6 protein-coding genes are annotated in these 21,672 nt (G+C 69.1%); 3 read left to right on the top strand and 3 right to left on the bottom strand.

From position 1 onward, the window contains the following. Nucleotides 1-20 precede the first annotated feature (20 nt). Nucleotides 21-791, bottom strand: a complete 771-nt coding sequence (locus tag T8K17_RS03705; RefSeq protein ID WP_322333159.1) for a methyltransferase domain-containing protein — start codon at nucleotides 789-791, stop codon at nucleotides 21-23. A gap of 116 nt (nucleotides 792-907) precedes the next feature. Here T8K17_RS03705 and T8K17_RS03700 point away from each other — a divergent pair, with 116 nt between their 5' ends. Together T8K17_RS03700 and T8K17_RS03695 are read left to right on the top strand one after the other, a co-directional pair. Beyond that, the gene (locus T8K17_RS03700) at nucleotides 908-2,353 is read left to right on the top strand and encodes a pentapeptide repeat-containing protein (RefSeq protein WP_322333158.1); all 1,446 of its coding nucleotides are present in this window, start codon (nucleotides 908-910) and stop codon (nucleotides 2,351-2,353) included. Continuing rightward, nucleotides 2,350-2,817, top strand: coding sequence for an MmcB family DNA repair protein (locus T8K17_RS03695; RefSeq protein ID WP_322333157.1), 468 nt, complete (start codon nucleotides 2,350-2,352; stop codon nucleotides 2,815-2,817). The genes T8K17_RS03700 and T8K17_RS03695 overlap by 4 nt, the downstream gene beginning before the upstream one ends. A gap of 466 nt (nucleotides 2,818-3,283) precedes the next feature. Here T8K17_RS03695 and rfaE1 read toward each other — a convergent pair whose 3' ends face one another. Continuing rightward, nucleotides 3,284-4,750 (bottom strand): D-glycero-beta-D-manno-heptose-7-phosphate kinase, encoded by a 1,467-nt coding sequence (rfaE1, locus tag T8K17_RS03690; RefSeq protein ID WP_322333156.1) that lies wholly within the window; start codon nucleotides 4,748-4,750, stop codon nucleotides 3,284-3,286. After that, entirely contained in the window at nucleotides 4,747-5,334 is a 588-nt protein-coding gene (locus T8K17_RS03685) for an SIS domain-containing protein (protein ID WP_322333155.1), read from the bottom strand. The genes rfaE1 and T8K17_RS03685 overlap by 4 nt, the downstream gene beginning before the upstream one ends. Nucleotides 5,335-5,539: 205 nt before the next feature. On the opposite strand from T8K17_RS03685, the gene T8K17_RS03680 reads away from it, so the two are divergent. Further along, nucleotides 5,540-21,451, top strand: coding sequence for a calcium-binding protein (locus T8K17_RS03680; protein WP_322333154.1), 15,912 nt, complete (start codon nucleotides 5,540-5,542; stop codon nucleotides 21,449-21,451). Nucleotides 21,452-21,672: the final 221 nt, after the last annotated feature.

Below are 21,672 nucleotides of genomic sequence, written 5' to 3'. Positions count from 1 at the left end.
CTGATCGACGAGGGCCGCTATTAGCCCCTGCGCCGGGCCACCAGGAACAGTCGGCGGAACGGGAACACCGTGCGACCGTCCGGCATCGGCGGATAGGCGGCGCGGACCCGGGCGCGATAGGCGGCCTCGAACCCCTGGCGCTCATCACCTTCCAGGGCGGCGAGGAACGGCCGCAGCCAGGTTCCCTTGGTCCATTCCGCCACCGGATTGTCACCCTCCAGAATCTGGATGTACTCGGTTTCCCAGACGTCGAGCGTGTCGGCCATAGGCGACAGCAGGTCGATGTAGAAGCCGGGCGCGTGGGTCGGCGGGTCGCTGAGCATCGGCGCGAGGGTCGATTTCCACGGTCCGTCCTCCGCGGCCGCCGCCACCGAGACATGGGACGGGGCGGAGAAGTTGCGGGGCATCTGCACCGCCAGCCAGCCGCCAGGGGTTACCTGCTCGAACAGTTGCGGGAATAGCGTGCGGTGATCGCCCAGCCAATGCAGCGCGGCGTTGGAATAAAGCACGTCCACCTTTGGTTCTGCCTTCCAGGAGGCGGCGTCCGCGACCTCGAAGGACAGGGACGGATGGTCGGCGCGGGCGCGCTCGAGCATTTCCGGCGACGGATCGAGCCCGCTGATCTCGGCCCCTGACCAGCGGGACGCGAGCACGGCGGTGACATTGCCGGCGCCGCAGCCCAGGTCCACGACCCGGCGCGGCGCCTCGATGGGGACCCGGGCCAGGAGATCGAGCGCGGGGCGGAGGCGATGGTCGGCGAACTTCAGGTACTGCGCGGTATCCCAGGTCATTTCTGCGGCTCCGGAGGGTCGACGGCGGTCGGCGGGCTTGGAGTATGGTAGAGATACGGAGAATACAGCATATTTTCCGGCCGAAGACGGGGCCGGTGAGTTCGGGCGACAAGTCTATGACCGACGGCAAGGCTGGAAACGGCGGCAAATCCGGCAAGACCACGCGGACCCGGGACAGCATCCCGGGAACCCTGGCCGAGCAGGCGACCGGGCATGAGTTCCCGCGCGACGACCGCCCCACCTCCCTGCGCCTGCGCAAGCTCAGCCAGCGCGACGTCGATGCGATGGTCCAGTCCCACGCCCAGTTCGAGAGCGGCCGCACCGGCGGCGCGCGGGCCAGTTTCGCCGGCTGCGACCTGCGCTATCTCAGCTTCAAGGGCGTCGATCTCGGCGGCGCGGATTTCACCGGCGCCAGCCTAAGCCACGCGGATCTGCGCTATGCCAAGCTTGGCAGCGCCAACATGTTCGCCTGCGACCTGCGCCACGCCGACCTGCGGCACGCCAACCTGTCGCGGGCCGATATGCGCGGCGCCTGTCTGCGCGGTGCCAACCTGACCGACGCCGTCCTGCAGGAAGCGGATCTGCGCGACGGCGTGCTGCTGAAGCCGGACGAGCGCGGCAACCTGGTGGCCTCGGGGTTCGAGACCACCTCGACGGACGCGGCGACGGCCACCGCCCTGCGCGCCGATCTGTCCAACGCGAAGATGTCGAACGCCTTCGTGGTGCAAACCGACCTGACAGACGCCAACCTCCGCAACGTGCGCCTGAACCGTGCCGATCTCAGCCACGCCAACCTGACCGGCAGCAATCTGGAAGGGGCCGACCTGACCGAGGCGAATCTGACCGGCGCGATCCTGCACGGCGCGGTGCTTTACAACGTGATCTTCTCCAATACCCAGCTCGCCGACGCCGACCTGGCCGGGGCGGCCTTCTCCAACATGGACCGGGACGCGCCGCAGTTCCGCGACGCCCGCCTGCCCAAGGTGCTGGACGCGCTGGGTATGGAAATGAAGACCATGCTGATTGCCCACGACGCCTGGATCCGCTCTTCCGGGCGCCAGGGCCAGCGTGCGGCGCTGACCCGGCGCGACGCCAGCGGCCAGTCCCTGGCCGGGATCAACCTGTCGGCGGCGGGCATGGAGTTCGTGGTGCTGACCAACTGCGATCTCAGCCGGATGGAGCTGCTGATGTCGGACATGGCTTTCGCCGATCTGCGCAATTCCGACCTGTCCCATGCCGACATGCGCGGGGTCACCCTGCGCCGCGCCAACCTGACGGGGGCCAACCTGACCGGCGCCCGGCTCGGGCCGATCAACATCATCGGTTCCAATGTCCAGCGCTGGACCGCCCATCTGGAGCATGCCCGGCTGGCCCGGGCGAATTTCCGCGGCGCCGACCTGTCCTTCGCCGCCATGAGCCATGTGGATCTGACCGGAGCGGACCTGCGCGACGCCAACCTGCGCGGCGCCGATCTGCAGGACGCGATCCTGACCGATGCCGACCTGCGCGGGGCGGATACGCGGGATACCGATTTCCGGGGGGCCCAGGACGTGTCCCTGTGAGCGGGACGCCCTGGCCGGAAACGGACGGGGACGGGGCGGCCGCGATCACCCGGGCCGTCACCCGCGGGGCTGCCCGGCTGTTCGAGGATCTGGGGCAGGCGGTGGTGACCGAGCTGCGCCTGGCGAACGGCCGGCGGGCGGACATCGTCGCCCTGGCCCCCGACGGTACGGTGACGATCGTGGAGGTGAAGTCGGGCATCCCCGATTTCGCCGCCGACGGAAAATGGGCGGAGTACGGCCCGTTCTGCGACCGGTTCTTCTTCGCCGTCTCTCCGGAGTTTCCGGTCGAACGGCTGCCGGATGCCGGGATCTGCGGCCTCATCGTGGCCGATGCCTGGGGCGCGGAGATCCTGCGCGATGCGCCGGTTGTCCGGCTGGCCGCCGCCCGGCGCAAGGCGATCACCCTGCGCTTCGCCGCCACCGCCGCCCGCCGCCTCCGCAGCCTGGAGGACCCTCGACTGTAGCGGCCGGGCCGGACGTGCGGAACGGGGCGCCACCGGTCCGGTTGTCTCGCTGCAGGTGCGAAAGATCGCGTCGGACCGGCGTTATTAAAAATATGAATTATCGTTATTTGAATTAATCAGGCCATCATTGACGCGATAACGGCACGAATTCACTGCTGTTTTGGTCAGTTATCCTGACCGTTCTTCGGGCCTATGTTGCATTGCACAAGGTGACGGGCTGATCCGCCGCCGCAACTGGAGGCAGACATGCAGAATCTCGACGTCGCGAAGACCGTTATTGCGTACAGCATGGGCTGGGCCCTGATTGCCCTGACCGCGGTCGCCGGCGCCCTCTGAGGCTCCGGGGTTCCGGTACCGTCCGGGACGACCTTTCACCCGTGACCGGGGCGCGGGCCGCCAAGCGGCCTTGCCCCGGACGGTGGCACCGACCCGACCCCGGGTCCGCCGGCTTAACCGTCTAACACTCTTACTTCTTGGAAATTCTGGCGACCGTCGCCGTCGTGCTGTGACCGTCCTCCAGGGACGCCAGCATCACCCGGCCGCCATAGGACTGCACCACATCGGCGCCGACCACGGTGGCCACGGTGTAGTCGGCCCCCTTCACCAGCACATCCGGCCGCAGCGCCTCGATCACCGCCAGCGGTGTGTCGTCGGGGAAGATCACCACCGCGTCCACGGTGGCGAGCGATCCCAGAACCAGTGCGCGCGAGGCATCGTTCTGGATCGGCCGGGACTCGCCCTTCAGCCGCTTTACCGAGGCATCGCTGTTCACGCCGACGACCAGCCGGTCGCAGGCGGCGCGCGCCTGGCGCAGCAGCGATACGTGCCCGGGGTGGAGCAGGTCGAAAACGCCGTTGGTGAACCCGACCTTCAGCCCCTGGCGGCGCCAGGTTTCGGCCAGCGACCGGGCCTCCTCCAGCGTATGGGTCTTCGACTCGCCCACGTCGAGCTCGCGCTGCCGCAGGACGGCGGCCATCTCGTTCGCCGCGGCGGTGGCCGTGCCGACCTTGGCAACGACGATCCCGGCGGCGACATTCGCCAGGCGGCAGGCATCTTCGACGGCGATCCCGGCGCCGAGCGCCGCCGCCAGGGTGGCGACGACCGTGTCGCCGGCGCCGGACACGTCGTAGACCTCGCGTGCGGTCGCCGGCAGATGCAGCGGGGCCGCGCCGCCGCGCACCAGGGTCATGCCGTCCTGGCTGCGGGTGACGAGCACCCCGTTCACGCCGGAGGCGTCGATCAGGGCGCTCGCCGTCTCGACGATGTCGACGTCGCCGGACACGGAGCGGCCGGTCGCTTCCGACAACTCCCGGCGGTTCGGCGTGACCAGCGTCGCGCCGGCATAGCGGCCGTAATCGCTGCCCTTGGGGTCGGCGATCACCGGCACGCCGCGCTCCGCCGCCGCCTCGATGAGGCGCCGCAGGACCGGCACCGTCAGCACGCCCTTGCCGTAATCGGACAGGACCATGGCCTTCGCATCCGCCAGATCGGCGGTCGCCCGGGCGACGATCTCGTCCTCCAGGCTGGCGGAGACCGGGACGATCCGCTCCCGGTCGGCCCGCATCATCTGCTGGCTGCCGGCGATGTAGCGGGTCTTGATCGTGGTCGGACGGGCGTCGTCCTCGATCAGGTGGCTTTCGATCTCCAGATCGTCGCGCAGCAGCCCCTTGATGTCCCGGGCCTCCTGATCGCGTCCCATGACGGCGACGAGGCAGACCGTGGCGCCGAGCGCCCGCAGGTTCCGCGCCACGTTGCCGACGCCGCCCAGCATCACGCTCTCGCGCTCGATCCGCAGCACCGGCACCGGCGCTTCCGGTGAAATCCGGTCAACGGCACCGTAGACGAAGCGGTCGAGCATCAGGTCGCCGACGGTCAGAACCCGGACGCCGGCCAGGGCCTCGACGAAGGAGGCGAGTTCGGACTCGTCGGTCATTGTTCTTCCACCAGGCCGAGCCGCCGTTCCAGGGAGCCGCACAGGGCATGTCCGATCAGGATATGCATTTCCTGGATCCGGTTGGCCGCCCGGGCCGGCACGGAGATCACGATATCGGCGATCGGGGCCACCTGCTCGCGATTGGCGCCGACCATGGCCACGGCGGTCAGCCCCTGCGCCTTGGCCGCCTCCAGCCCCCGCAGTACGTTGGGCGACTTGCCCGAGGTGCTGAGGCCGATGGCAATGTCGCCGGGACGTCCGAGCGCCTCGATCTGCCGGGAGAAGACCCGGTCGAAACCGAGATCGTTCGCGCCCGCGGTCAGCGCCGATGTGTCCGTCGTGAGGGCCAGGGCGGCAATGGCTGCCCGGTCGCTCACGTAGCGAACCACCAGCTCTGTGGATAAGTGTTGGGCATCCGCGGCGCTGCCGCCGTTGCCGAAAAAGAGAATCTTGCCGCCGAAAGACACGGATGCCGCGCAGGCGTCGACCAGTCGCTCGAAGTCTGATTCGACGGCGGCGCGTGTCTCGGAGGCGACCCGGAAATGCTCTTCGAAATCTTTTTCCAGCAAGGACTTGGCGATCATTTGGCGCCTCGGCTCCGCGCGAGTTTGCCGGGCCCGAACAGGCGCTCGACGGCCCAGGATTTACCCCGTCGGCGGGCTCCTGCCAAGTGTCGGAGAATCCTTCAACAGTTCTTGCGAAATTCTCAGGTAGCCAGGATTTGCATAAAATTTGCGAAGGAGCGGATCAGGGGATAGATTGCGCGCTCCAGGGGGGAGAAACCTGCCCATGGTCGACCTGACCGGCACTAATTCGAACGATACGCTGCTCGGCAGCACCGTAAACGACACGCTCTTCGGGGGCGACGGCAACGACTCTCTCGATGGACGGGAGGGAGCGGACCTTCTGTTGGGCGGTGCCGGCGACGATCTGATCGATGGATCGGCGGGCAACCTCTACGATTACAATCAGGCCCCAGGCGACGACACGCTGTCCGGCGGATCCGGCTCGGACACGCTGCGCGGGGGTGGGGGTAACGACACCTATCTCTATAACCGCGGCGACGGTTACGACGAGATCCAGGACTATTACTATTTTCATGAGCGCAGCAATCTGGGTGCGATACGCAGTCCGGTGGAGCTGAACGGCGGCGTCGACACCATTCGGTTCGGCGCCGGGATCACCTATGAGGATCTCTGGGTCTCGCTCGACGGCGACGACCTGGTCATCGGGCTTCGCGACGGCGAGACCGACCTTTACGGCCTGACCGACATTCTGCGCATCACCGATGCCGACAATCCGCTGCGGGCGATCGAGCAGATCCAGTTCGAGGACGGGACCACGATTCAGGTTTCCGACCTGATCACCGACATGGACGGCTCCGATCAGGCCGATGCGGTCGACTGGGACGGGTCCGCGATCGGCATCGATGCCGGCGACGGGGACGACACGGTCACCGCGACCGATGCGTCGGACACCATCGGCGGCGGCTCCGGCAGCGACGTGATCAATGCGGCGGGCGGTGACAACCAGATCGACGGCGGCGATGGCGACGATGCGGTGGTCACGGGCGGCGGCACGGATGCGGTCACCGGCGGGGCCGGTCAGGACACCCTCAATGTCGGCGGCGGGAACGACCGGGTGGATGCCGGAGACGGCGACGATTCCGTCATCGGCGGGCAGGGTGATGACATCCTGCTCGGTGGTGCTGGCGACGACACGCTGGACGGCTCGGCCTCCAGCGGGACCACGAACGAGGCGGAGGGGGCCGACTCTCTTTCCGGCGGCCTGGGCAACGACTCTCTGCTCGGCGGCGGCGGCGACGATGTCTACCGCTTCGATCTCGGCGACGGCCAGGACACCATCGTCGACGAATACAGGTTGATCCCGGAAAACGGGCTCGGCCACATCGATAACGGGGAAGTGGTCGACGGCGGCGCCGACCGCATCGTCTTCGGGCCGGGCATCGGCGCGGACGATCTGTGGATCGACGTGGTCGGCGACGATCTGATCATCGGTATCCGCGACGGGGTGAACGAGCTCGGCGACCTGCCCGACCAGATCACCATCGAGAACTGGCGCGACAGCGATTACCGGATCGAGACCCTGGAATTCGCCGACGGAAGCCAATTGTCCGTCAACGACATCACCGCCCGCCTTGAGGGCACCTCGGGCGACGAAAGCCTGACCTGGACCGAGACGCCGCTGGGCATCGATGCCGCGGCGGGCGATGACACGGTGTCGGCCGGCTCGGCGAACGACACGATCTCCGGCGGCGACGGCAACGACTCGCTGGTCGGCGGGGCCGGCAACGACCTGGTCGATGGCGGCGCGGACGCGGATTCCATCCGCGGCGGCCTGGGTAACGACACCGTCACCGGCGGCGACGGCAACGATACGATCGACGGCGGCGAGGGCGACGATCTGCTCTCCGGCGGTGCGGGCAACGACACGCTGCTGGGCAGCGGCGGCATCCGCGGCGCGGCGATCGGCGAAGGTGCGGGCAACGACACCCTTGTCGGCGGCGCGGGCGACGATCTGCTGCGTGCCGGCGGCGGCAACGACGTCTACCAGTACGCCGCCGGCGACGGCCGCGACACCGTCCTCGACGAGTACTGGTACCAGACCCGCAGCCCGCTGGGGCATATCGGCTCGCCGACCCTCCTGAACGGCGGTTTCGACACGCTGGAGCTGACCGACCTCGACGCCGAGGACGTGACCCTCTGGCTCGACGGCTCGACCCTGTACCTGGCCGCCCCGGACGAGGCGGTGGGCTGGGATGCGATCTCCGACATGGTCGAGATCCAGCAGTGGACCGACACCCTCCGCACCATCGAGAACATCGAATTCGCCGACGGCACGGTGCTCGACCGCAGCCAGATCCTGTCCGCCACCTCCGGCGTGGGCGCCGGCAACGACACGGTTTCCTGGTCGGGCCCGGGCATCCGCCTCGATGCCGGCGCGGGCGCGGATTCGATTCAGGGTGGCACCGGCCGTGACTATCTGCAGGGCGGCAGCGGCAACGACACGCTGAACGGCGGGGCCGGAGACGACACGCTCGAGGGACAGGGCGGCAACGACGTCCTGGTCGGCGGTGCCGGCAGCGACCGGCTCGACGGCGGTGCGGACGCCGACACGCTGACCGGCGGCGACGGCGGCGACGTCTTCGTGGCCGGCGACGGCGACGTCATCACCGATCTCGGCGACGACGACGTGGTCCGGGTCGAGGGCGTTTCCCTGGACGCCGACGCGATCGAACTGGTGCGCAGCGAGGATGGCAGCACGACGCTGGTCCGCATCGATACTGACGGCGACGGCAACCCCGATCTGACCCTCACGCTCGCGGGCGATTTCAACGACGTGCAGGTGGTCGTGCGCACGGCGGCGGACGGCTCGTCCTATACCGACCTGACCATCCGCGACCAGGCTCCGATCGCGACGACTGGCGGCGAAGGTAACGACCTGCTCTCCGGTGCCGCCGCAGAGGACACCCTGTCCGGCGCCGGCGGCGACGACAGCCTTCTCGGCGGTCGCGGCGATGACAGCGTCGACGGTGGCGACGGCAACGACCTGCTCTCCGGCGAGGAGGGTGAAGACACGCTGGAAGGCGGTGCGGGTAACGACACGATCGCCGGCGGTTCCGAGAACGACCTGCTCTCCGGCAACGAGGGCGAGGATGCCCTGGACGGCGGCGCTGGCGACGACACCCTGTTCGGCGGTGAGAGCAACGATTCTCTCACCGGCGGTACGGGCAACGACCAGTTGCTGGGCGAAGGCGACGACGACAACATTCAGGGCAACGATGGCGCTGACCTGCTCGAGGGCGGCGGCGGTAACGACACCCTTGACGGCGGCGACGGCGCGGACACGCTGCGTGGCAGCGACGGTGACGACCTTCTGTCCGGCGGGGCCGGAGCGGACGAGATCGAGGGCAATGCGGGCGACGATCTGCTGGTCGGGGGCGCGAGCTCAGACAGTCTGGCCGGCGGTTCGGGTGCCGACACCTTCGCCGGAACGGCCGAGGAACTCGACGGGGATGTGATCCGCGACTTCACCGCCGGCGCCGACGTGATCTCGGTGGCCGGGGTCAGCGCCGATACGCTCGAGATCACCCTGGTCCGCGACGAGACCGGCAGCACGCTAAGCCTCGATACCGATGGCGACGGCAACGCCGAGTCCACGATCCGCCTGGAAGGGCTCTTCACCGAGCCGACGGTGACCAACAACGGCAATGGCGGCGTCGACATCACCCTGGAGGCCTTTGAGCCGGATCTCGGTACCGACGGTGCCGATACCCTGGTGGGCACGCCGGAGAACGACACCATCGAGGCTGGCGACGGCGACGACGACATTTCCGCCTTGTCCGCCGGCGACATCGTTTCGGGCGGCGGCGGCGACGACACCCTGTCCGGCCAGGCCGGCGACGACACGCTCTCCGGCGGCGCCGGAAACGACAGCCTGCTGGGCGGCGAGGATAACGATATCGCCCTGGGCGGCGACGGCGACGACGCCGCCGAAGGCGGCAGCGGCGAGGACACGCTCTCCGGCGGTCTCGGGAATGACAGTCTCGACGGCGGCGCGGGCAACGATACCGCCAGCGGCAATTCCGGAGACGACACGCTGTCGGGCGGCGACGGCGACGACAGCCTGGATGGCGGCGCGGGCAACGACAGCTTCGATGGCGGCGCCGGCAGCGACACCGTCGACGGCGGTGCGGGTAACGACGCGGTGGACGGCGGCGCTGGCAGCGACACCGTCGACGGCGGCGCTGGCGACGACACGGTGGCGGGCGGCGACGGCAACGACAGCGTTGTCGGCGGTGCGAATAACGATCTGGTCGACGGCGGTGCCGGCAACGACCTAGTAGGCGGCGGCACTGGCGACGACACGGTCTCCGGCGGTGAGGGCGATGACAGCCTGGACGGAGGCGACGGCAACGACAGCGTGCTGGGCGGTTCCGGCAATGACACGGCGGCCGGCGGCGCTGGCGACGACACGCTCTCCGGGGAGGCGGGCGATGATTCCCTGTCCGGCGGCGACGGCAACGACCTTGTCGACGGCGGCGACGACAACGACACGGTCCAGGGTGGTGCCGGCAACGACACAGTCCAGGGCGGTGCGGGCGACGACCTCGTCGACGGCAATGACGGCGACGATTCCCTTGTCGGCGGGGACGGCAACGACACGGTTCAGTCCGGCGACGGCAACGACACGGTCGAGGGCGGCGCGGGTGACGATTTCCTGGCGGGCGACGCGGGCGCTGGCTGGGACAGCGAAACCCTCACCGGCTCGGCGACGGCCGACCGTCTGGTCGGCGGTGACGGTAACGACCTTCTGGTTGGCGGCAGCGGTCGCGACAATCTGGTCGGCGGCGCAGGCGACGATACCATTTCCGGCGGCGCCGACCGCGACATTCTGGTCGGCGGCGACGGCGAGGACTTGCTCTCCGGCGGCGGTGCCGACGATTCCGTCTATGGCGGCGACGGCAGCGACACGCTTTCCGGCAATGACGGCAGCGACTACCTTGAAGGCGGCGCCGGCGACGACCTGATGGAAGGCGGTTCCGGCCTCGACATGCTGATGGGCGGGGACGGCAGCGACACGCTTCTTGGCGGCGGCGGACGGGACGTGCTCTCGGGCGGCGCGGGCGACGACTACCTCGACGGCGGTGGCGCAAACGACCGGATGGCCGGCGGCGCCGGCGCGGACACCTTCGCGGTGGACGACGGCGACGTCATTCTCGACCTCGACCGTTTCGATTCCGTCCGCATCAGCGGCGCCGCTATCGATGCCGACGCCCTGACGATCACTCGACTGCCCGGCAATTCCAACACCACCACCTTCGGCGTCGATATGGACGGCGACGGAGTCGCCGATTTCAGCTTCACGGCCGTGGGCGGCTTCGAGGTCGCCGAGATAACGACCGGCATTGACGAGAACGGCGAACCCTACAGCCAACTCCGTTTCAACGCCTCCAATGTGCCGACCGAGCCGGTCGACGACACCGCCACGGGCGGTGGCGATACCCTGAGCGGTGGCGGCGGCAGCGACACGCTGACGGGAGATACCGACACGGTTACCGGCGGCGGCGGTGGTGACACCCTGACCGGCGGTGGGGGCGGCGATACGGTCACCGGCGGTGATGGCGGCGACACGCTGTCGGGTGGTTCCGGGAACGACACGCTGACCGGCGGGGATGGCGGCGACACCCTCTCCGGTGGCGGCGGCAGTGATACGGTCACGGGCGGCGACGGCGGAGATACCCTTTCCGGCGGCGACGGCGGAGATACCCTTTCCGGCGGTGCCGGCAACGACACACTGTCCGGCGGCGACGGCGGCGACACACTGTCCGGCGGCGACGGCGGCGACACACTGTCCGGCGGGGACGGCGGCGACACACTGTCCGGCGGGGACGGCGGCGACACACTGTCCGGCGGCGACGGCGGCGACACACTGTCCGGTGGCGATGGCGGCGACACGATCTCCGGCGGCGGCGACAACGACACACTGTCCGGCGGCGATGGTGGCGACACGATCTCCGGCGGCGACGACAACGACACGCTGACCGGCGGTGACGGCGGTGACACGATCTCCGGCGGCGCGGGCAATGATACGGTCAGCGGCGGCTCGGGGGACGATGACGTTTCCGGCGGTGCGGGCAACGACACGCTTTCCGGCGGCTCGGGCAATGACACGCTGATCGGCGATGATGGTGTCGATGACGGTGAGGGCGAGGATCCGGGCGAGCCGGACAACGACGATCTGCTGTCCGGAGGGGCGGGCAACGACTTCATCGGCGGCGGCTGGGGCAACGACACCGTCGATGGCGGTAGCGGCAACGACACGCTTCTAGGCAATGTCGGCGCCGACATCCTGATCGGTGCGGAGGGCGACGACCTTCTCAGCGGCGGCCGCGGCGACGACGCGCTGTCCGGAGGCGAAGGCAACGACCTGGCCCTCGGCGGTGCGGGCGATGACACCGTGTCCGGCGGTCTCGGTAACGACACTCTGTCCGGTGGCGACGGCAACGACACCCTCTCAGGCGGCCTCGGCGACGACGCGCTCAGCGGCGCCAGCGGCAACGACCTGTTGGACGGCGGCGAGGGTGACGACATCCTGTCCGGCGGCAAGGGCGACGACACGCTGCGCGGCGCCGACGGCGACGATCTGCTGTCGGGCGGCGAAGGCAATGACGTTGTCTCGGCCGGTGCGGGTGCCGACACGGTGTACGGCAGCGTGGGTTCCGACCAGATCTCCGGCGGAGCCGACGACGACGCGCTGATGGGCGGAGTCGGGAACGATACGCTGGCCGGCGGCGACGGTGTGGACACGCTCTCCGGCGGTGCGGGCAACGACAAGCTGAGCGGCGGTGACGGAACGGACCTGCTCTCTGGCGGTGCGGGCAACGATACGCTCTCCGGCGGGGCGGGCGACGACACGCTGATCGGCGGGGACGGCCGAAACGAACTCGTCGGCGGCGCCGGCGACGACGTGATGTATGGCGGCGCTGACGTCGATATCTTCCGTGGCGGCGACGGTAACGACACGTATTTCGTCAACGATAACGATGTCGTAGCGCAATACGGCGAAGGAGACGTCATCCGTCTGGATGGCTTCGAGCTCGACGCGTCCGACTTCGGCGTGCGGACCGCCGGCAACACCGCCGTCATCTCTGTCGATACCGATGGCGACGGCCTCCCCAACATCTCCTTCAGCGTCGTCGGCGCCTCAGGTGCGCCGCAGGTCAACGTCGGCAGCGACGGCCAGGGCGGTTTCTTCACCGATGTATCCTTCGACGTGGTCGACACGGTCACCGGCGGAGACGGCAACGACACGCTCACGGGCGGTGACGGCAACGACACGGTCACGGGTGGTGACGGTAACGACACGGTCACGGGCGGTGACGGTAACGACACGGTCACGGGCGGTGACGGTAACGACACACTCACGGGCGGCGACGGCAACGACACGGTCACCGGTGGCGACGGTAACGACACGGTCACCGGTGGCGACGGCAACGACACGGTCACGGGCGGTGACGGCAACGACACGGTCACGGGCGGTGACGGCAACGACACGGTCACCGGCGGCGACGGCAACGATACGGTCACCGGCGGCGACGGCAACGATACGGTCACGGGCGGCGACGGAAACGACACGGTCACGGGCGGTGACGGCAACGACACGGTCACGGGCGGCGACGGCAACGATACGGTCACCGGCGGCGAGGGGAATGACACCCTGACCGGCGGCGACGGTAACGACACCCTGACCGGTGGCGACGGCAACGACACGGTCACCGGTGGCGACGGCAACGACACGGTCACCGGTGGTGACGGCAACGACACGCTGACGGGCGGCGACGGTAACGACACGGTTACCGGCGGTGACGGCAACGACACACTCACGGGCGGCGACGGCAACGACACGGTCACCGGCGGCGACGGCAACGACACGGTCACCGGCGGCGACGGCAACGACACGGTCACGGGTGGCGACGGCAACGACACGGTCACGGGTGGCGACGGCAACGATACGGTCACCGGCGGCGACGGCAACGACACGGTCACTGGTGGTGACGGCAACGACACGGTCACCGGTGGCGACGGCAACGACACGGTCACCGGTGGTGACGGCAACGACACGCTGACGGGCGGCGACGGTAACGACACGGTTACCGGCGGTGACGGCAACGACACGGTCACGGGTGGCGACGGCAACGACACGGTCACGGGTGGCGACGGCAACGATACGGTCACCGGCGGCGACGGCAACGACACGGTCACGGGCGGCGACGGGAACGACACGCTCACCGGCGGCGAGGGGAATGACACCCTGACCGGCGGCGATCCGTTCACCATCGATGGGTCGAACTACACGGATACCGACTCCGGCTACTCGATCGTCGCCCGGCGGATCGTCGACGGCGCCCTGACCGAACCGAGCGTGGACTATGTCTCCACCTCCGGCGGCAGCCTCGGCGTCGACGGCCCGGCTTCCGGGCCCGCCCTGCAGCTCGGCTACGATCCGGTGGCCGGGGTCTCCGAGGAACTGATCGTCAATCTCGATCAGCCGGCGACCTCCGCCACCGCTTTGATCACCAACCTGGTTTCGAACGAAGGCGCGGGCGGCGAGACCGGCCACTGGGCCGTCTATGACGGCGACACCCTGGTCGCCGAAGGCAACATCGTCGCGACCAGCGGGTCGACGGCGACCATCGCGATCGAGCCGGGCCAGAGCTTCGACAAGATTGTCTTCACCGCCCTTCCCTATGGCGGCGTGAGCCAAACGGCCACGAACGACAGCAGCGACTACCTGGTCAAGAGCATCACCGTGACCCCCGATCCCGAGGGCGGGACCGGCGGCGAGGACACGGTCACCGGCGGCGACGGCAATGACACGGTCACCGGCGGCGATGGGAACGACACGGTCACCGGCGGTGATGGCAACGACACGGTCACGGGCGGTGATGGTAACGACACGGTCACCGGCGGCGATGGCAACGACACGCTGACCGGCGGCGACGGCAACGACACGCTCACCGGCGGTGACGGTAACGACACGCTGACCGGCGGCGACGGCAACGACACGGTCACGGGCGGTGACGGTAACGACACGGTCACCGGTGGCGACGGCAACGACACGGTCACCGGCGGCGATGGCAACGACACGCTGACCGGCGGCGACGGCAACGACACGCTCACCGGCGGTGACGGTAACGACACGCTGACCGGCGGCGACGGCAACGACACGGTCACGGGCGGTGACGGTAACGACACGGTCACCGGCGGCGACGGCAACGACACGCTGACGGGTGGTGACGGCAACGACACGCTGACCGGCGGCGATGGGAACGACACGGTCACGGGCGGTGACGGCAACGACACGCTCACCGGCGGCGACGGTAACGACACGGTCACCGGTGGCGACGGCAACGACACGCTGACGGGTGGCGACGGCAATGACACGGTCACCGGCGGCGATGGGAACGACACGGTCACCGGCGGTGACGGCAACGACACCCTGACCGGCGGTGACGGTAACGACACGGTCACGGGCGGTGACGGCAACGACACGGTCACCGGCGGCGATGGGAACGACACGCTCACCGGCGGCGACGGCAACGACACGGTCACTGGTGGTGACGGCAACGACACGCTGACCGGTGGCGACGGTAACGACACGCTCACGGGCGGTGACGGCAACGACACCCTGACCGGTGGCGACGACGATCTTCTGGTGGGGGGCAACGGTCCGGACCAGCTCTATGGCGGGTCGGGCGAGGACACCCTGTCGGGCGGCCATGACGACGACCTCCTGGTCGGCGGCGACGGCAACGACACGATGATCGGCGGGCTCGGCCGCGACACCTTCGTCGCCGGCGACGGCGACCTGATCAGCGACTACGACAGCCAGGACCTGGTCCGGGTCGCCGGATCGTTCGACAGCGATGCCGTCAGCCTGAGCACCGAGGGCGGCGTCACCACGGTCTCCATCGACACCACGGGCGACGGCTCGGCCGATATGACCTTCGCCATGACCGGCAGCTTCGACAACGTGTCGGCGACGGTCCAGGGCGGCCAGACCTACCTGTATTTCGGCAACGGCTCCGGCCCGGGCGTCCAGAATCAGAACGGCGGCTGGCAGTCGAGCGGCAATGGCAGCCAGAGCGAGACCCTGATCGGCGGCGAGGGCAACGACAGCCTGACCGGCGGCCATGGCAACGATGCGCTCTCCGGCGGCGCCGGCGACGACGCGCTGGGCGGGGCCAACGGCTCCGACACGGTGTCCGGCGGCAGCGGCAATGACACGCTCGACGGCGGCCACGATGCCGACTCCCTGTCGGGCGGCAGCGACGACGATTCCCTGCGCGGCGGCAACGGTACCGACGTGCTGGTCGGCGGCGCCGGCAACGACACTCTGAGCGGCGGCCACGAGGCGGACACGCTGTTCGGCGGCGGCGTCACCGACACCCTGTCCGGCGGCACCGGCAACGACACGCTGACCGGCGGCGAAGGCGACGACCGCCTGATGGGCACGCCGGACAACGACACCCTTTCCGGTGGCGAGGAGAACGACGAGATCCTGGCCCTGTCGGCGGCGGACGTGGTGTTCGGCGGCGGCGGCGGCGACACGATCTCCGGCGGTGCCGGCGAGGACGTGCTCGACGGCGAGGACGGCGACGATGCGGTCTTCGGCCAGGACGGCCAGGACTCCATGAGCGGCGGCGCCGGCAACGACACCCTGTCCGGAGGCGAAGGCGCCGACCGGATCAACGGCGGCGACGACAACGACCTGCTGGACGGCGGCGCGGGTGCCGACACGCTGCAGGGCGGCGCGGGCGACGACAGTCTGCTCGGCGGCGCCGGCAACGACTCCCTGATCGGCGGCGAAAACAACGACCTGCTGGTCGGCGCCGAGGGCGCGGACCGTCTCCTGGGCGACGGTGGCGACGACACCCTGTCTGGCGGCGTTGGCAACGACCGTCTCGAAGGCGGCGACGGCAACGACTCGCTGCAGGGTGGCGACGGCTCCGACTGGGCCTTCGGCGGCAACGGGGCCGACACGATCGGCGGCGGTGCCGGCGTCGACTACCTGTTCGGCAATGCCGGCGACGACGTCTTCACCGGTTCGCTCGACGACCTGAACGGCGACCTGCTGGGCGACTATGCCGAGGGCGAGGAGATCGTGATCTCCGACCTCGCCGATACCGACACTCCGATCTCGCTGACCATCGAGGGCAACAAGACCCTGGTGGAGATCGGCGACGACGGGAACGGCAACCCGCTGTCCAGCTTCCGGGTCTCCGGCAACTACCAGGGCGCCACGCTGACCCAGACCGCCGGCGGGGTCACCCTCACCCTCAGCGAGGATCCGGTCGACCCCTACGGCGCGACCGAAGGTGCCGACACGATCACCGGCCTGACCGGGACCAACGACACCATCGATGCCCTGGGCGGCGACGATCTGGTGCATGCCGGCTCCGGCAACGACCTGGTCAGCGGCTCCGGCGGTTCCGACACGCTCTATGGCGGCGAAGGCAACGACGCCCTGTCCGGCGGTACCGGCGGCGACCGCCTGGAAGGCGGTGCCGGCAACGACACGATGAAGGGCGGTGCGGGCGACGACACGCTGAGCGGCGGCGACGGACGCGACAGCCTGGACGGCGGGACCGGCGACGACCTGTACCTGTGGTCCGGCGACCAGACCGGCGGCGTCCGCAACTACCAGGTGGGCGACCCCGAGAACCCGCTGACCGATGGCAGCATCACCGACGCCGACGGCACCAATTCCAACGGCGCCGGCCATGCCCGCTACGACACCTATGCCGACAGCGGCAGCGACGACAGCGACACCCTGCTCGGCACCGACGGCGCCGACGACATCGTGCTGGACTTCGACGGTCGCCGTCTGTCCGGGATCGAGGTGATCGACGGCGGCGCCGGCAACGACATCCTCGACCTCGCCAGCCACCGCTACAGCCAGGGTGCGACCACCCTGATCGGCGGCGATGGCGACGACGTGGCCTGGGGCAATGTGGGCGACGACCAGGTCTCCGGCGGCTCGGGCAACGACTGGCTGGCGGGCAATTCCGGCGACGACACCCTGTCGGGCGGCACCGGCAACGACCGCATGGAAGGCCTCGCCGACAACGACCTGCTCTCCGGCGGGACCGGCGACGATTCCCTCTCCGGCGGTGCCGGCAACGACGCCCTGATCGGCGGCGCGGGCAACGACCTGCTGTCCGGCGGGGCCGGGGCCGACACCCTGACCGGCGGCGACGGCAGCGACACCTTTGCCGGGACGGCCGCCGATCTCGACGGCGACCGGGTCACCGATTACGACGCCGAGCAGGACAAGCTGCGGGTCACCGGCGGCACCGACCAGCTCGCGGTCACCCTGACCTCCGAGAACGACGTCACCACGGTCGGTCTGGACACCGACGGCGACGGCTCCGTCGATGCCAGCTTCCAGGTCGACGGTGATTTCGGCACCGCCGAGCTGACGGTCGATGGCGACGGCGTCGACATCGCGCTCGCCGAGACCGTTCCGCTGGAGCGCCTGACCCTGACCGCGATGGGCAAGGTCGATCTGGATGGCGACGGCGATCTGGAGCAGATCTGGCGCCTGCGCAACCCGAACGACGTGGCGATCGAAGCCACGGCCGATATGTACGGCATCGACGATCCGCAGGACGGACCGCTCGTGGCCGAGCCGGGCGACAGCTTCTTCTGGAGCGAAGCGGCCAGCGGCACGATGGTCGTGCGCTACGAGATCAACGACACCGAGCGGCAGGAGACCAAGGCCTCCAACCCGAACGCCGCCGATCTGGACGCGCTCGAGCAGGCCGGCTTCGTCAATCCGTTCGGCCCGACCGAGGGCGACGACACGCTGATCGGCGGCGACGGTGCGGACGAAATCTCCGGCCTGGCCGGCGATGACGTTATCAGCGGCGGCGGCGGATCGGACACCCTGTCCGGCGGCGAGGGCAACGACACGATCGTCGGCGACGGCGATGCGAGCCCGGCGGCCTTCGACATCGACGCCTCGAACTATGCCGAGACCGGGTCCGGCTTTGCGGTGACCGGCCGCAAGATCGTCGACGGCACGCTGACCGACGCCAGCGTGGAGAACGTCTCCACCTCCGGCGACAACATCGGTGTGAACGGCAATACCGGGACCGGCCCGGCGGTGCAGCTCGGTTACGATCCGGCCACCGGCCAATCCGAGGAGCTGATCGTCCAGCTCGACCGCCCGGCGAGCAGTGCCACGGTCGAGGTCGACCGCCTGTTCCCCGACGAGGGGAGCGGTGGCGAGGTCGGCCACTGGGCGGCCTATCGCGACGGTGTGCTGGTCGGCGAGGGCGATATCGACACCACGTCGCAGACCGGCATCTCGACCACCGTCGAGATCGATCCGGGCAGCGCCTTCGACACGCTGGTCTTCACCGCCCTGCCGTATGGCGGCGTCAGCCAGACCGGCTCGACCGACAGCAGCGACTACCTGATCACCGGCATCAACATCCGGCCGGAGGGTGCCGACAATTCCGAGGGCGACGTCCTGGTCGGCGGTGCCGGCAGCGATGTGCTCATCGGTGGCGACGGCAACGACGCCCTGTATGGCGGCGCGGGCGATGCCAGCCTGATCGGCGGTGCCGGCGACGACACCCTCTATGTCGACAGCATCGACGACCTGGACGGCGCCACCGTCGACGGGATCGAGCACCTGGTGGTCGGCGGCAGCACCGGTCCGGCCGACGGCCAGAACCTGCTGATCAACGGCGACTTCGAAACCACGCCGACCGAGCTGACCAATGTCTGGACCATGTTCCAGCAGATCGACGGCTGGACCGCGATCGACACCGATCCGGAGATCCCCGGCACCTCGCCGATCGAGATCCAGCATGGCCGCATCAATGGCGCGCCGGTCTCGCCGGACAGCTGGGCGTCCGACAACAACGTGCTGGAGCTGGACTCCGGTCCGGAGGAAGGCGGCCAGCCGGTCGGGAACAACAACGCGCTGGTCGAGCAGACCTTCACCGTTTTCGACCAGGGGACCTACACCCTGTCCTTCGACTACGCCGCCCGCGAAATCAACGGTATCGGGGCAGAGTCGAGCGGCTTCGACATCCTGATCGACGGTGAAGTCGTCTACAGCCAGGAGGATGCGCCGCACGCCTGGGTGAGCGACTGGCTGACCCTGGATCTGGGTGTCGGCGAGCACACGATCAGCCTGCGCGGCACCCTCATCGAGGACCGCCACGGGGCCCTGATCGACAATATCGAGCTGGTCTCCGGGACCCAGCCGGCCCGCGCGCTCCTGGCCCAGGCCGGCAGCTCGGGCGATGACCTGATGCTGGGCGGGGCCGGCAACGACACGTTGCTCGGCCGCGACGGCAACGACACCCTGTCCGGCGGCGCCGGCAACGACGTGCTGAGCGGCGGGGCGGGCAACGACGCCCTGTCGGGCGGCGCGGGCGACGACGCGCTCCATGCCGGGCCGGGCGACACCTCGCTGGTCGGCGGGGCCGGGTTCGACACGGTCTATATCGACAGTGCCGACGATCTCGACGGCATGACCTTCGACGGGGTCGAGCGGCTGGTCATTGGCGGCGATTTCGGTCCGGGCGCGGGCGAGAACCTGCTGCTGAACGGCGATTTCGAGAACACGCCGGCGCTCAACCATGGCCGCTGGGGCACGTTCACCGAGATCCAGGGATGGTTCGCCGAGGATGCCACCCCCGATGTGGCCGGTGTGGCGCCGATCGAGATCCAGGACGACGATCTGGGCGGCAAGGCGATCCAGCACAACCAGGACAACCAGGTCCTGGAGCTCGACAGCCATCCGGAGAAGGGCGGCAGCGCCGGCGATACGAACGCCAAGGTGACCCAGGAGTTCACCATCCAGGAAGCCGGGGTGCACACCCTGTCCTTCGACTTCTCGGCGCGCCAGTACAGCAACAACCCGGCGGCCACGAGCGAGTTCAGCATCGAGATCGACGGGCAGGTCGTCTACACCCAGACCCATGCCCAGACCACGTGGCACAGCGATGTGGTCACCCTGAACCTGGGTGTCGGCGAGCACACCATCTCCTTCGTCGGCGCCGATGCCGACGGCTCGTCGGACAACCACGGTGCCCGGATCGACAATATCGAGTTGGTGCTCGGCGACGAGCCGGTGCGCGATCTGCTGCCGCGCCTGGGCGCGGTGGCGGACAATGCCACGGTGCTCACCGCCCAGGGCGACGACGGCATGCTGCGGGCCCTGGCGGTGGACGACGACGGAACCACGGTCCTCGACACCCGCGCCCTCGGGGCCGAAGAGCGGGTTCTGGCGACCGGCGACTTCAACGGCGACGGCCAGGCCGACGAGCATCTGATCCAGAACACCGCCACCGGCGTCACCACCGTGGTCGGGGTCGACAGTTCCGGCATCACCGAGCAGGGCACCCAGAGCGGGCTGCCGGCCGACGCGACGGTCGCTGCTACCGGCGACTTCGACGGCGACGGCACCGACGACCTGCTGCTGAGCGGCAACGGATCGGTCTCGGTCTGGCAGCTCGGCGACGACGGGACCGCGACGGCCGGGCTGACCCAGACGGTCGGCGCCGACTGGTCCCTGGTCGGCACCGGCGACTTCGACGGCGACGGCAGCACCGACCTGCTGTGGCGCAACGGCATCACCGGCGGACTGAGCGCCTGGACCGACGTGTCCGGCGCCGGCGGGGCGGCGGTGACGGCCGAGCAGGCCATGGCGCCCTCGACCGAGATCCTCGGCATCGCCGATTTCGGCGGCGACGGGCGCGACGATCTGCTGGTGCGCTCGGCGGACGGCACGGTCAGCCTGTGGCAAAACAACGGTACCTCGGCCACCAAGACCGATATCGGCCACCTGGACTCCGTCTGGGAGGCCGATGCGGTGGGCGACTTCTCCGGCGACGGCAAGGCCGACATCGTCTGGCGCTCCGGCGACACGGCGACCCTGTGGATGATGAACGGCGCGTCCGTCGCGGCGGAAGAGACCATCAGCGTCGAGGCCAACTGGCGCGTCGTTGACATGGACGATCTGGCCCCGTCCTTCGCCCACGATCTGCTGCTGCAGAACGACACCGGCGACCTGGCGGTCCTCGACGTGGTCGACGACGACAACCCGACCCTGGCGGTGGTCTCCACGATCCCGACCGACTGGTCTCTTCTTTGAGCCGCGCTGATTGAGACCGGAGCCATGTTTCTGATATTGTCGAATCGGGGAGGGAAAACCCGGCGTCGACGCGGCTAAATTCGTAAAAACCTTAGTGTTATTTCCGATTTCTTAACTGTGCCTCGCGTTTACCTGGGTCCCAGAGAGTGATAGCTTCACGAACCTGCCCGGTGCCTCTAGGCGGTGGCCGACCGGGTGGACTGACCAGAGCGGGACAACGA

It is taken from the genome of Thalassobaculum sp. OXR-137, from assembly GCF_034377285.1.
GTDB lineage: Bacteria > Pseudomonadota > Alphaproteobacteria > Thalassobaculales > Thalassobaculaceae > Thalassobaculum.
Note: the sequence above shows the minus strand (reverse complement) of the source record. Positions and strands in the feature narration are given on the sequence as shown.